Source organism: Caulobacter sp. GW821-FHT10F06, from assembly GCF_058809215.1.
Genome location: NZ_JBXASK010000003.1, coordinates 106,635 through 120,151, shown reverse-complemented (window position 1 = coordinate 120,151; position 13,517 = coordinate 106,635). Strand labels below are relative to the sequence as shown.

The 13,517-nt window shown below is 67.1% G+C and carries 12 protein-coding genes; 8 read left to right on the top strand and 4 right to left on the bottom strand.

The annotated features are described in order from the left end of the window. Window positions 1-29: 29 nt before the first annotated feature. Complete coding sequence (locus AC1RUS_RS06885) at window positions 30-2,408, bottom strand: penicillin-binding protein 1A (RefSeq protein WP_492914384.1); 2,379 nt, start codon at window positions 2,406-2,408, stop codon at window positions 30-32. 171 nt (window positions 2,409-2,579) lie between these two features. Beyond that, the gene (locus AC1RUS_RS06880; protein WP_492914382.1) at window positions 2,580-3,767 is read right to left on the bottom strand and encodes an N-acetylmuramoyl-L-alanine amidase family protein; all 1,188 of its coding nucleotides are present in this window, start codon (window positions 3,765-3,767) and stop codon (window positions 2,580-2,582) included. Window positions 3,768-4,171: 404 nt separating this feature from the next. Here AC1RUS_RS06880 and AC1RUS_RS06875 point away from each other — a divergent pair, with 404 nt between their 5' ends. The 5 genes from AC1RUS_RS06875 to AC1RUS_RS06855 all read left to right on the top strand — a co-directional run bounded on the left by AC1RUS_RS06875 (window position 4,172) and on the right by AC1RUS_RS06855 (window position 9,887). Next, complete coding sequence (locus tag AC1RUS_RS06875; RefSeq protein WP_492914379.1) at window positions 4,172-4,390, top strand: hypothetical protein; 219 nt, start codon at window positions 4,172-4,174, stop codon at window positions 4,388-4,390. Continuing rightward, entirely contained in the window at window positions 4,314-7,025 is a 2,712-nt protein-coding gene (locus tag AC1RUS_RS06870) for an Rne/Rng family ribonuclease (RefSeq protein ID WP_492914377.1), read from the top strand. The genes AC1RUS_RS06875 and AC1RUS_RS06870 overlap by 77 nt, the downstream gene beginning before the upstream one ends. 148 nt (window positions 7,026-7,173) lie before the next feature. Next, window positions 7,174-8,589 carry a M48 family metalloprotease gene (locus AC1RUS_RS06865; protein WP_492914374.1) on the top strand — a complete coding sequence of 472 codons (1,416 nt, stop codon included), beginning with the start codon at window positions 7,174-7,176 and terminating at the stop codon, window positions 8,587-8,589. 26 nt (window positions 8,590-8,615) lie between these two features. Further along, window positions 8,616-9,356, top strand: a complete 741-nt coding sequence (locus AC1RUS_RS06860; RefSeq protein WP_492914372.1) for a DsbA family protein — start codon at window positions 8,616-8,618, stop codon at window positions 9,354-9,356. A gap of 183 nt (window positions 9,357-9,539) precedes the next feature. After that, entirely contained in the window at window positions 9,540-9,887 is a 348-nt protein-coding gene (locus AC1RUS_RS06855; protein ID WP_492914370.1) for a hypothetical protein, read from the top strand. A gap of 1 nt (window position 9,888) precedes the next feature. Here the strand turns inward: AC1RUS_RS06855 and AC1RUS_RS06850 are convergent, their stop codons facing one another. Both AC1RUS_RS06850 and thiS read right to left on the bottom strand, forming a co-directional pair. Next, entirely contained in the window at window positions 9,889-10,698 is an 810-nt protein-coding gene (locus AC1RUS_RS06850; protein ID WP_492914368.1) for a thiazole synthase, read from the bottom strand. 158 nt (window positions 10,699-10,856) lie between these two features. Next, window positions 10,857-11,057 carry a sulfur carrier protein ThiS gene (gene thiS, locus AC1RUS_RS06845; protein WP_035046802.1) on the bottom strand — a complete coding sequence of 67 codons (201 nt, stop codon included), beginning with the start codon at window positions 11,055-11,057 and terminating at the stop codon, window positions 10,857-10,859. Window positions 11,058-11,135: 78 nt separating this feature from the next. Between thiS and aroQ the strand changes: the two genes are divergently transcribed. Genes aroQ through accC form a run of 3 tightly spaced genes read left to right on the top strand, consistent with a single transcriptional unit; the run spans window position 11,136 to window position 13,506 of the window. Next, window positions 11,136-11,579: a type II 3-dehydroquinate dehydratase gene (aroQ, locus tag AC1RUS_RS06840; RefSeq protein ID WP_492914365.1), complete on the top strand. Its 444-nt coding sequence runs from the start codon at window positions 11,136-11,138 to the stop codon at window positions 11,577-11,579. Between the two features lie 53 nt (window positions 11,580-11,632). Further along, a complete protein-coding gene (gene accB / locus AC1RUS_RS06835; protein ID WP_492914363.1) occupies window positions 11,633-12,157 on the top strand; it encodes an acetyl-CoA carboxylase biotin carboxyl carrier protein in 525 nt (174 codons plus the stop codon). A 5-nt stretch (window positions 12,158-12,162) separates the two neighbouring features. Then, the gene (gene accC, locus AC1RUS_RS06830) at window positions 12,163-13,506 is read left to right on the top strand and encodes an acetyl-CoA carboxylase biotin carboxylase subunit (protein WP_492914361.1); all 1,344 of its coding nucleotides are present in this window, start codon (window positions 12,163-12,165) and stop codon (window positions 13,504-13,506) included. Window positions 13,507-13,517: the final 11 nt, after the last annotated feature.

The following is a 13,517-nucleotide window of genomic DNA, read 5'->3' as shown; positions in this document are numbered from 1 at the left end:
GCCCGGAGTCGGCGCAACGCCGATGATTGTCAGTAAAGGCCGCTGAGGGGGTCCGGGTTCTTCGGCGGCGGCTTGACGGCCTCGGCGGCGTTGGACGCGCCGGTGGGCACGCCGTTCGGCCAGGCGTCGGAATAGGGCTGCGGACCGGCGGCGGTCGGTGCGGCGACCTTGGGCTCGGTGCCCGGACGGAAGGCTTCGCGGATACCGCGCACCATGGCGAACTTGGCCGTCTTGGGCGGCTTGAAATCGACGACGGGCGTGCCCTTCAGGGCTTCCTTCATGAAGTCCATGAACACCGGCACCGCGTCCGTGGCCCCGGTCTCGCCCTCGCCCAGCGAGCGGTTGTCGTCGAAGCCGACGAACACCCCGACCACCAGGTTGGGCGAATAGCCGACGAACCAGGCGCTGCGGTATTCGTTGGTGGTGCCCGTCTTGCCGGCCAGCGGACGTCCCAACGAGCTGACGGCGGCGGCCGTGCCGCGCTGGACCACGCCCTGCAGCATCGAGGTGATCTGATAGGCGGTGACCGGATCCATGACCTGCTCACCCGGCGCATCGAAGCGCGGGCTTTCGTCGCCGTTGAAGCCGGAGGTGCACTTAAGGCAGTCGCGCTTGTCAGCGCGGAAGATCACCTTGCCCTCGCGGTCCTGCACCAGCTCGATCAGGTGCGGCTCGATGCGGCGGCCGCCGTTGACGAAGGGCGCATAGGCCGAGGTCAGCTTGAAGGGCGTGGTCTCCCCCGCCCCCAGCGCCATGGCCAGCACCGGGTCCATGTTGCGGACCACGCCGGTGCGCTTGGCGAACTCCACGATCTTCTTCATGCCGACGCTCTGGGCCAGGCGCACGGTCATGGCGTTGATCGACTGCTCCAGGCCCTTGCGCAGCGGTTGGGCCCCGTAGAACTCCTTGTGGTAGTTCTCCGGGCTCCAGTCCTCGCCGTTCGCGCCCTTGAAGGTGATGGCGCTGTCGACGACCACGCTGGCCGGCGTGTAGCCGTTCTCCAGGGCCGCCGCATAGACGAACGGCTTGAACGACGAGCCGGGCTGACGCATCGCCTGGGTGGCGCGGTTGAAGTTCGACAGCGAGAAGCTGTAGCCGCCGACCAGCGCGATGACCCGGCCGCTATAAGGCTCCATGGCCACCAGGGCGCCATTGACGGCCGGCACCTGGCGCAGACGGTAGGACGAGGAGTCGTCGACCTTCTCGACGAACACCAGGTCTCCGGGCTTGAGGCCCTTTCCGGCTTTCGCCCAGGCCATGTCCTCGCCGACGATAGCGCCCTCGCCCTCGTTCTTGATTAGCCGGACGCGGCCGTCAGAGGTAGTGACCAAAGCGGCGCGCCAGCCGGTGCGTTCGGACGGCGGGGCCTTGGCGCGCGCGGCCTTCTCCCATCCCAGGTCGTTGGATTCCACATGGCCCCAGGCGCCGCGCCAACCGTGGCGGCGGTCATAGTGCTCCAGGCCGTCCATCAGCGCGATGCGGGCGGCGGTCTGCAGGCGCGGATCCAGGGTGGTCCGCATGTAGTAGCCGCCTTCGTTCAGGCGCGGGCCGAGGGTGGCGACGCCGCGCTGACGCACTTCCTCGACGAAATAGTCGGCGTCGCGATACGAGGCGCGCTTGGGCGCGGCCTGGACCACCAGGTCCTCGGCCATGGCCCGATCGGCGTCGGCCTTGGACACCCAGCCCAGATCGGCCATCTGGCCCAAGATCCAGTTGCGGCGCGCTACGGCTTTCGCCTTGTTGCGCACCGGGTGATAGTTGTCCGGCCCCTTGGGCAGCGCCGCCAGATAGGCGCACTCGGCCAGGGTCAGGTCCGGCAGCGACTTGCCGAAATAGTTGTAGGCGGCCGCGCCGACGCCGAAGGAGCGATAGCCCAGCCAGATCTCGTTCAGGTACAGCTCGAGGATCTGCTGCTTGTCGAGGGACTGCTCCAGGCGGTGCGCCAGGATCGCTTCCTTGAACTTGCGGCCGACCGTGGCGTCACTGGTCAGCAGGACGTTCTTGGCGACCTGCTGAGTGATGGTCGAGCCGCCCTCCAGGCGGCGACCACGCGCGGCGTTGCCGACGTTCTTGAGCATGGCGCGCGAGAAGCCGCCCACGTCGACGCCGCTGTGGCGGAAGAAGTTGCGATCCTCGGCGGCCATGAAGGCTTGTGCCAGCTGCGGCGGGATCTGGTCGTAGGGGATGAAGATCCGGCGCTCTTTGCTGTACTCGCCGATCAGGGTGCCGTCCCACGCATAGACGCGCGTCGCCGTCGGTGGACGGTAGTCCTGCAGCTCGCCAGCGTCGGGCATGTCATGGAACAGCCACGCCGCGTAAATCGCGATCGCGAAGCCCGCCACGGCGATTGCGGAAAGCACCGCCACGCCGGCGATGGCCATCCATCGTTCGGTGGGTTTCAGATCCACGCGGCCTCCGTCGGACGGCGCAACCTCGCCCGCCTCGTTTCCATCCTCTAGAGCCGGATTCACGAAAGTGTAAGCGCTTTCGCGTCGCACCTGAGTGCCGACGGACTCTACCCCATGCCTCTAGCCCGCATTGCCCCGGGCGCCAACGGCGCACGGCGCCTCAGCCAGACGTCAGGACTTGCGGACCTGGGCGGCGAAATAGGATTCGATGGCGTCGCCGACAGCGTTGACCACGCGGGCGCGGCTGGTCGCGTTGCTCAGCAGGCGCTCGTCGTCGACATTGGTGATGAAGCCCATCTCCAGCAGAACGGCCGGCACGTCGGGCGCCAGCAACACGATGAAGCCGGCGTCGCGATGGCTGCGGCGAAGCAGAGTAGTCTCCTCCCCCACCCGCTCCAGCAGCAGCTGGGCGAAGGCGGCCGAGCGGTTCTTGGTGGCGCGCTGAGACAGGTCCAGCAGGATCTGGCTGACGGCGCGGTCACGGCCCGGCAAGCTGGCCTTCATCAGCCAGTCGTCCTTCTCCAGAACGCGGGCGACGCGCTCGGTGCCCTTTTCCGACAGGGTGTAGACGCTGGCTCCGCGCGTGGAGATATCGGGACCAGAGTCAGCGTGCATGGAGATGAAGAGGTCGGCGTCGGCGCGGCGGGCGATCTGCACGCGCGCTTCCAGCGGAATGAAGGTGTCGGTCTCGCGGGTCATCACCACCTGGAAGCGACCGGATTTCTCCAGCCGAGCCTTCAGCGCCTTGGCGGCGGCCAGGGTGACGTCCTTTTCGTAGACGGAAGCGCCCAGCGAGCCGGGATCCTTGCCGCCGTGACCGGCGTCGATGACGATCACCTTCTTCAGGCGAAGCGGCGCGGCTTTGACCGGGCTTGAGACCAGCGTCAGTTTCGGCGCGGCCACCGGGCCGGCGCCGTCGATGGCCTTCAGGTCGATGACATAGCGATAGGCCAGAGCGCCGTCGCCCGGCGGCAAGAGGAAGCGCCGGCGGACCTCGGCCTTGCCGGACAGATCCAGGCGCAGCCGCGCGCCGCCGCCCGCCTCGTCGATGACCCAGCGCTTGACCAGCCCTTGGCCGGCGCCCTGCAGGTCGCCCGACACCGAGACGTTGGGAAGGCCGATGACAATACGGTTGTCCAGCGCGCCATCGGCGACCAGCTTGCCGACCGCAGCGCGATCCAGGTCGATGACGACGCGGGTTTCGGCGCGGTCGCCGCCGAAGCGGACTTTCTGCACGCCGGCCGCCGGCGCGGGGCCTTGGGCAGTGGCCACGGCGACGCCAGCAAGGGTCAGTCCGCCGACGATCAGAATCGCCCGCAGCCAGCCCGTTCTCGCTAAACCGATGACAACCCTACGCATTCGCGCCCGCAAAACCCGAACCTGGTGAACCAACCGTCAATATCGGCCCGGCGGGGTAGCAAAAGCGTTAAACCTATCCTTGCTGTCGAGCGCTTTCCTTTTGCCTCGCGATGTTGCTACAATTCAAATGCGCGCGGGCGCCGTGATCGTCACAGCCGCTTGCGCGGGCGACCGCGAGACGATCGAAGCCTTTCGCCTCTTTCGTTCCGTGCGCCGCGACTAGACGAGTTATCCAGGATCGATCCTTCGTTCGTAGGCAGACGCCTGCCACGAAAAGCGGTCCGCGGGCCCGCGTCGGGCTTTACGCCTCCTGGCGACGACGCGCCATCCGATCCGCGCCATCCGGCGCGACGGGCAACACATCCAGTCCGCGCTCCCGGCGCGGTAGGGAAAAACGAAACCTCATGGGCTGCGCCGCACCCGTCCGCCTTTGGCATCCGACCTCTCGCAACCGCACTGGCGGAGCGACGGGCGGTGACGCGCGCGCCCCTCATTCATATCGGCGCCCGGACCCCGCGTCCGCCGCGCGCCGTGGAGACTTCCTTTATGTCGAAGAAGATGCTGATCGACGCAGCACACGCCGAAGAGACGCGTGTGGTCGTCGTGGACGGAACGCGGGTTGAAGAATTCGATTTCGAAAGCCAGACCCGCAAACAACTTCGCGGAAATATCTATCTTGCCAAGGTGACCCGCGTTGAACCCAGCCTCCAGGCTGCGTTCATCGAATATGGCGGCAACCGCCACGGCTTCCTCGCCTTCAACGAGATCCATCCCGACTACTACCAGATCCCGGTCGCCGACCGCGAAGCGCTGATGCGCGACGATTCGCATGACGACGAGGACGATCATCACCACGCCCGCGACGAAGACGACGGCGACGCCATCGACGACGAGGAAGACGCGGTCGAGGAAGAGCTGGCGCGCCGCAAGCGCCGCCTGATGCGCAAGTACAAGATCCAGGAAGTGATCCGCCGTCGGCAGATCATGCTGGTCCAGGTCGTCAAGGAAGAGCGCGGCAACAAGGGCGCGGCGCTCACGACCTACCTGTCGCTGGCCGGCCGCTACGGCGTCCTGATGCCCAACACCGCCCGGGGCGGCGGCATCAGCCGCAAGATCACCACGGTCACCGACCGCAAGCGTCTGAAGAGCGTCGTCCAGAGCCTGGATGTGCCGCAAGGCATGGGCCTGATCGTCCGCACCGCCGGCGCCAAGCGCACCAAGGCCGAGATCAAGCGCGACTACGACTATCTGCTGCGCCTGTGGGAGAACATCCGCGAGACGACCCTGCACTCGGTCGCCCCGGCGCTGATCTACGAGGAAGAAGACCTCGTCAAACGCGCTATCCGCGACATGTACGATAAGGAGCTGGAAGGCATCTGGGTCGAGGGCGAAGCGGGCTACCGCGAAGCGCGCGACTTCATGCGCATGCTGATGCCCAGCCAGGCCAAGAAGGTCTTCCACTACCGCGATCCGGCGCCGCTGTTCGTCAAGCACCGCATCGAGGACCACCTGGCGCAGATCTATTCGCCGGTCGTGCCGCTGCGTTCGGGCGGCTATCTGGTGATCAACCAGACCGAAGCCCTGGTCGCCATCGACGTCAACTCGGGCAAGGCGACGCGCGAGCGCAACATCGAAGCCACCGCGCTGAAGACCAACACCGAAGCCGCCGAGGAAGCCGCTCGCCAGCTGCGCCTGCGCGACCTAGCCGGCCTGATCGTCATCGACTTCATCGACATGGATGAGGCCAAGAACAATCGCTCTGTCGAGAAGGTCCTTAAGGACGCCCTCAAGGACGACCGCGCCCGCATCCAGATGGGGAAGATCAGCGGTTTCGGTCTGATGGAAATCAGCCGTCAGCGCCGCCGCACCGGCGTGCTGGAAGGCACCACCCACATCTGCGAGCACTGCGAAGGCACCGGCCGGGTCCGCTCGGTCGAGTCCAGCGCCCTGGCCGCCCTGCGCACCCTGGAAGTCGAGGCCCTGAAGGGCAGCGGCTCGGTGACCCTGAAGGTCTCGCGCGCCGTCGGCATCTACATCCTCAACGAAAAGCGCGCCTATCTGGTGCGACTGCAGCAGACCCACGGTCTGTTCGTGACGGTGCTGGTCGACGACAGCCTGCGCGCCGCCGAAAGCGAGATCGAGCGGACCGAGCTGGGCGAGCGCATCGCCATCGCTCCGCCGCCCGTGTCGGACGACGACTTCGAAGACGACGTCTATGACGACGAGGAAGAAGACGAAGACGAGGAGATCCTCGACGAGGAAGCCGTCGAGCGTGAAGACACCGACGATGACGACGCCAGCGCTCGCGCCAGCTCGCGCGGTCGCGGCCGTCCGGTCGAAGCCGCCTCGGACGATGACGGCGACCGCAACCGCAAGCGTAAGCGCCGCCGGCGCGGTCGCCGCGACGACGCGGACGCCGAGGTCGAAGCCGGCGCGGGTTCGGATGACGACGCCGACGGCGAGGACGGCGACGCCCGTGACGGCGACTTCGCCATCGAGGGCGAGGACGAAGAAGCCCGCCGCCGCCGCCGCCGTCGCGGACGTCGCGGCGGTCGCCGTGGCGGTCGCGAGGACGGCGATCGTCCGGCCGACGCCTTCGTCTGGATCCGTCCGCGCGTCCCGTTCGGCGACAGCGCCTTCGCCTGGCACGACCCTGCGGCTCTCGACGGTCGCGGCGGTGAGCCCCGCCGTCCGACTCCCGAACGCGCCGAGCAGGCCGAACGGGCGCCCGAAGCGCCGCGCGCCGAACGTCCTGAACGTCCCGAGCGCGAGCGTCGCGGTCGTGGCCGTCGCGGCGAGCGTGGTCCGCGTCCGGAAGCCGCTGAAGGCTTGAGCGAAACGCCGGTCGCCGCGATCGAGGCCGAACTGCCGCCGATCGCCCCGGCGGTCGTCGAACCGCCGCCCAGCGACATCTGGGTGGAGCTGCCGGCCCCGACCGAAGAGGCCCCGAAGAAGGCCCGCCGTCCGCGCGCCCGTGGCCGCAAAGCCGACGCCGCTCCTGAAGCGACGGCCGAGGTCGAGACCGTGACCGAAGCCCCCGTCGAGACCGTCGCGGAAGCGGCCGTCGAGGCGCCGGCTCCGGTCGAGGTCGCTCCGGAAGTCCTGGTCGAGCCCGCGCCCATCGCAGCGTCGGCTCCGCAACCGGCCCCGGAACCCGAGCCCGTGCTGGAAACCGCTACGGCGCCCGCCGAGCCGGATCCCGCCGAAATCTCCGAGCCGCCGGCCAAGCCCCGCAAGGGCTGGTGGCGTCGCGGCTAAAGACGTGATCGTGGACGGTCGGGCCCTGGCTCGGCCGTCCATCACGCCTATATGGTCAGGTGACGTCGGGCGGAAAGCAGTGTTCACACGCGGCTGAAATCCAAGTTACACTGGCCTCGTTCGCGGGGGCGCGATCTGGAGACATTGGATGACCTCCCGCACGCGGTGGGCTGAGAAGCGGTTTCGCGCCCTGTGTTCCATCGCCGTTGTCACGGCGGTCAGCCTGTCCGCGCCCCTTCCCGCCTCGGCCCAGGATGGCGAGTCGCTGATCCGGGACACCGAGATCGAGGAGATCCTGCTCAAGGACTCTGTGCCGATCTTCCAGGCCGCAGGCCTCGATCCGAAATCGGTCCATATCCTGCTGGTCGGCAGCAAAGACCTGCAGGCCTTCGCCGCGCCCGGCACCATGGGCATCTACACCGGCCTGATCCGCCAGTCCGAGAACCCCAACCAGCTTCGCGGCGTCATCGCCCACGAAGTCGGGCACTTGCAGGCTGGCCACTCGTTCCGCTCGGGCGAGATGACCAAGGCTGGCCTCAAGCCGATGATCCTGACCATGGGTCTGGGCGTTCTGGCCGCCCTGGCCGGCGCGCCCGACGCAGGCGCGGTGCTGCTGGGCAACGCCAGCTTCTTCGGTCAGTTAGGCGCCCTGGGCTACAGCCGCGAACAGGAAGGCCGCGCCGACCAGGCCGGAGCCACCTTGTTGGAAGCCACCGGCCAGTCCGGGCGAGGCCTCGTCGAGTTCTTCGACAACTTCCGCTACCAGGAGGTCTTCGACCAGTCGCGGCGCTACGCCTATTTCCGCAGCCACCCGTTGTCGTCCGAGCGTATCGACGCCCTGCGCAACCGGGTCGAGCGCTTGCCGCACTACGAGCAGGTCGACAGCCCTGCGGACCTGGCCGAACACGAGATCATGAAGGCCAAGCTGGAAGGGTTCATGAACCCCCAGTCCGCTCTCATCAAATACAAGGAAAGCGACCGCAGCTATCCGGCCCGCTACGCTCGCGCCATCGCCTACTATCAGATGAAGGAGCCCGACCGGGCCCTGGCCCTGATCGACAACCTGCTGACCGAGCAGCCCAACAATCCCTATCTGTGGGAGCTGAAGGGCCAGGTCCTGTTCGAGTTCAATCGCGTGCAGCTGGCCGAGGCGCCGCAGCGCCGCTCGGTCGAGCTGAAGCCGGACGCGCCGCTGCTGCGGATCAACCTGGGCCAGACCCTGATCGGCCTGAGTGATCCCAAGAAGGTCGAGGAAGGCGTCCAGGAGCTGAAGCGCGCCCTGATCACCGACAGCGACAACTCGGTCACCTGGCGCCTGCTGGCCCAGGCCTATGACCAACAGGGCAAGGACGGCGAAGCCCGCTTGGCCACCGCCGAGCAGTACTTCGCCATGGGCGCGCCACAGGAGGCCAAGGTCTTCGCCATGCGGGCCCGTGAGCTTCTGACCAAGGACACGCCCGACTGGCGGCGCGCCACCGACATCGTCCTGGCCTCGCGCCCCAGCAACCAGGACCTCAAGGATCTGGCCAAGGAAGGCGCGACTCAGTCCGTCTTCCGCCGCTGATCCCAAGCCTCCACACCGAGACCTTCATGACCCTTTCCCGCCGCGCCGGCGCCCTCACCGCCTCGCTCGCCCTGTCCGGCCTGCTCCTGGGCGCCTGCACGCCCGCAAAGCCCGACAAGGCGTTCGGCGAGAAGGTGCGCGCCTATCTGCTGGAGCACCCCGAAGTGCTGCTCGAGGTCAGCGCCAAGCTGGAGCAGAAGCAGGCGGCCCAGGCGGCCGACAAGGGCAAGAAGGCCATCGGCCAGTATCGCCAGGCGATCGAGCGCGACCCGCGCGACTTCGTGGCCAACCCCAACGGGTCGGTGACCGTCACCGAGTTCTTCGACTACCGCTGTGGCTACTGCAAGCTGGCCGCGCCGGAAGTGGTCAAGCTGATCCAGGAGAACCCAGACGTCCGGTTCGTGTTCAAGGACTTCGTGATCTTCGGTCACGACTCCGAGGTCGCCGCCCGCCTGTTCCTGGGCGCCAAGGACCAGGGCAAGGACCTGGCCCTGCACCAGGCCCTGATGGCCGAAAAGAACCTGGACGAGGCCGCGGCCGTGCGCGTCGCCACGGGCCTGGGCATCGACGTCGCCAAGGCGCGTGCGGTCGGCGCCAGCGCCGCCACCACCCAGCATCTGGCCGACACCCATGGCCTGGCCCAGAACCTCGCCATCGAGGGCACGCCCGCCTTCATCGTCGGCGACCAGCTGATCCCTGGCGCCGATATGAACGCCCTGAAGCTGGCCATCGCCAAGGCCAAGGCGGCGGGTCTGAAGATGAACTGATCGTTCGGCGCGTGGCCGACGCCTGAAACGTCCGCCGGTAGATTTCGCAGGGCAAACTTTGCCTTAGGACGGCGCGGCCGTTGTACGCGCCGCCAAGCCCTTGAAATCCTTGAGCGCGATTATTTCGAAAGTTGCACGAAGCTTGCGTTGCGTTCTCCGCCCTTATCGATGGCGGAGTGACCCATGCTTGTTTCCGGCTCCAGCAGCATCGCCGCGTCCCTCGGCGCGACGGCCCTGTCGCGCCTCGACCGCCTGATGGCGCCCAAGGAAGCCGGGCCCGCTGCCGACGGCATGAGCCCCGTCCCGACCAAGACGGCCAAGGACGAGTTCCTCGACTACCAGAAGATGACGCCCGCCCAGAAGATGCGGGCGGCCATGCTGTCCAAGCTGGGCGTGACCGAGGAGCAGCTTGCGGCGATGGACGCCAAGGAGCGCCAGAAGATCGAGGACAAGATCAAGGAGATGATCAAGGCCGAGATCGAGGGTCCGGACGGCGCCCGCAAGGGCTCGCTGGTCGACGTGAAGGCCTGAGCTAGATCAGGCCGGCAAGCGGCGAGCTCGGATCGGCGTACATCCGCTTGGGCATGCGGCCGGCCAGATAGGCTTCGCGACCGGCGATAACCGCGTGCTTCATGGCCCGGGCCATGCGGATCGGATCCTTGGCCTCGGCGATGGCGGTGTTCATCAGGATGGCGTCGCAGCCCAACTCCATGCCAATCGCCGCGTCCGAGGCGGTGCCGACGCCGGCGTCGACCAGCACCGGCACCTTGGCGTTTTCGATGATGATCCGCAGGTTGACGCGGTTCTGGATCCCTAGGCCCGAGCCGATCGGCGCGCCCAGCGGCATGATCGCCACCGCGCCCGCCTCTTCCAGCTTGCGGGCGTAAACGGGGTCGTCCGAGCAGTAGACCATCACCTGGAAACCCTCGGCGACGAGCAGCTTCAGCGACCGCAGCGTCTCCTCCATGTCGGGATAGAGGGTCTTGGGATCGGACAGCACTTCCAGCTTCACAAGGTCCCACCCGCCGGCCTCGCGGGCCAGGCGCAGCGTGCGCACGGCGTCCTCGCCGGTGAAGCAGCCCGCCGTGTTGGGCAGGTAGGTGAAGCGGTCCTGCTTGATGTAATCGACCAGCAGCGGCTGGGTCGGATCGGTCAGGTTCACGCGGCGCACGGCCACAGTGACGATCTCGGCCCCGGCGGCCTCGGCCGCGGCGGCGTTGGTCGCGTAGTCCTTGTACTTGCCCGTGCCGACGATCAGGCGCGACCGGAAGGTGCGGCCGGCGACGGTCCAGGTGTCGGACTCAGCGGTCGTGACGGAGTCGGTGGAAACATGCGCATTCATGGGGTTGGTTTACGCCTGCGGAAGCGCGGTTTCAAACACCTTGCGTCCTTCGAGGCTCGCAAGGCTCGCACCTCAGGATGAGGAAGTCTTGTTTGGGCTGTGTCGCTAAGACATCCTCATCCTGAGGCGCTGCGAAGCGGCCTCGAAGGACGCAACGACTAGCCGCCGCCAATAAACGTCACGATCTCGATGCGGTCGCCGTCGGCCAATGCGGTGTCGGCATAGGTCGAGCGCGGTACGATCTCGAGATTGCGCTCCACGGCAACCTTGCGGGAGTCCAGGCCCAGCGAGGCGACCAGATCGGCGACGCTGGAAACCTCGGCGATCTCCCGCTCATCGCCATTCAACAAAAGCCTCATCTCACCTCCTAAGCGAGCCCTGCTTGTGACGCGGAGGAACCGGCTATACAAGACCTTCGGAATCGACGGCGGAGCCGAATGGTAAAACCGATCCATGTGCTGAGCGGGCCCAACCTCAACTTGTTGGGAACGCGTGAGCCCGAGATCTACGGCAAGGACACGCTGGACGATGTCCGGGCGCGCTGCGAGGCGCGCGCGGCTTCGCATGGCCACTCTGTGGTCTTCCGGCAGTCCAACCATGAAGGCGAGCTGATCGACTGGGTACAGGAGGCGCGTGTGTCTGCCTCGGCGCTCGTGATCAACCCGGCTGGCTACGGCCACACCTCGATCGCCCTGCTGGACGCGCTCAAGATGTTGAGCGTTCCGGTGATCGAGTGCCACCTATCCAACCCGGGGGCGCGGGAGGAATTCCGCCGCCACACCTATGTCTCGCTCGCGGCTACGGGGATCGTCTCCGGCTTCGGCGCGGCGAGCTATGAACTGGCGATCGAGGCCGCTATCGGCCTGATCGGCGCGAACTAGGTCCAGGCCGCAAGCGTTCATTCGCAGCGGGCCAAGAGAACAAGGTAGCTTCAATGTCCAATCCCAAGGCTTCCGCCGATCCGGTCGAGACTCCGTCGATCGACGCCCGCCTGGTTCGCAAACTCGCGGACATCCTGAAGGACACCGGCCTGAGCGAGATCGAGGTCGAGCATGGCGGCCTGAAAATCCGCGTCGCCCGCGAACTGACCGTGGCGGCTCAAGCCACCACCTATGTCCAGGCCCCGCAGGCCTACGCTCCGCAAGCCGCCGCGCCCGTCGCCGCTGCTCCGGCGGCTGAAGCGCCCGCCGCCGCGTCGACCCCGGCCGCCGCCGCCCGCGCCGCCGGCGACCTGGTGAAGTCGCCGATGGTCGGCACCGTCTACATGTCGCCCCAGCCGGGCGCCGACGCCTTCATCAAGGTCGGCGACACTGTCGCCGCGGGTCAGACCCTGTTGATCGTCGAAGCGATGAAGACGATGAACCCGATCTCAGCTCCGAAGGCTGGCAAGGTCGTCGAGATTCTCGTCGGCGACGCCCAGCCGGTCGAGTTCGGCGAACCGCTCGTCGTCATCGAGTAACGATCATGTTTGACAAGATCCTGATCGCGAACCGGGGCGAGATCGCGCTCCGGGTTCACCGCGCCTGTAAGGAGATGGGCATCGCAACCGTGGCGGTCCACTCCGAGGCCGACTCCAACTCGATGTGGGTGCGCCTGGCCGACGAAAGCGTCTGCATCGGCCCCGCCCCCGCCGCCAAGAGCTACCTGAACATCCCGTCGATCATCGCCGCCTGCGAGATCACCGGCGCCCAGGCGGTGCACCCGGGCTACGGCTTCCTCTCCGAGAACGCCCGTTTCGCCGAGATCGTAAACGCCCACGGCTTCACCTTTATCGGGCCCAAGCCGGAACACATCCGGATGATGGGCGACAAGATCACCGCCAAGCAGGCCGTGAAGGACGCCGGCATTCCGGTCGTTCCCGGCTCGGACGGCGGCGTCGCCACCGAGGAAGAAGCCTTCGCGGCGGCCGAGGAAATCGGCTTCCCCGTGCTGATCAAGGCCGCCTCGGGCGGTGGCGGTCGCGGCATGAAGGTCGCGCAGACCCGCGAGGACCTGGCCGAAGCCGTCTCGACGGCCCGATCGGAAGCCCGCGCGGCGTTCGGCGACGACACGGTCTACATGGAGCGCTACCTTCAGAAGCCGCGCCACATCGAGCTGCAGGTCATCGCCGACAGCCACGGCAACGTGGTGCACCTGGGCGAGCGCGACTGCTCGCTGCAGCGTCGTCACCAGAAGGTTCTGGAAGAGGCCCCCTCGCCCGCGCTGGGCGCGGCCGATCGCGCCAAGATTGGCAAGATCGTCGTCGATGCGGTCAAGGCCATCGGCTATCTCGGCGTCGGCACCATCGAGTTCCTGTGGGAAAACGGCGAGTTCTTCTTCATCGAGATGAACACCCGCCTGCAGGTCGAACACCCGGTCACCGAAGCCATCACTGGCATCGACCTGGTGCGCGAACAGATCCGCATCGCCGCCGGCCTGCCGCTGTCGTTCACCCAGGACGACGTCGTGTTCGAAGGTCACGCCATCGAATGCCGGATCAACGCCGAGAACGCGCGGACCTTCACGCCGTCGCCCGGCACCATCACTGACTTCCATGCCCCCGGCGGACTGGGCGTTCGCCTGGATTCGGCGATCTACACCGGCTATGCGATTCCGCCCTATTACGACAGCCTGATCGGCAAGCTGATCGTCCACGGTCGCGACCGCGAGGAATGCATCGCGCGCCTCAAGCGTTGCCTGGGCGAGATGGTCGTTGGCGGCATCGAGACCACGATCCCGCTGTTCCAGGACCTGCTGGTGCAGCCCGACATCCTGGCCGGCGATTACGACATCCACTGGCTCGAACGCTGGATCAAGGCGCAGGGCTAAAGCGGAGGCGG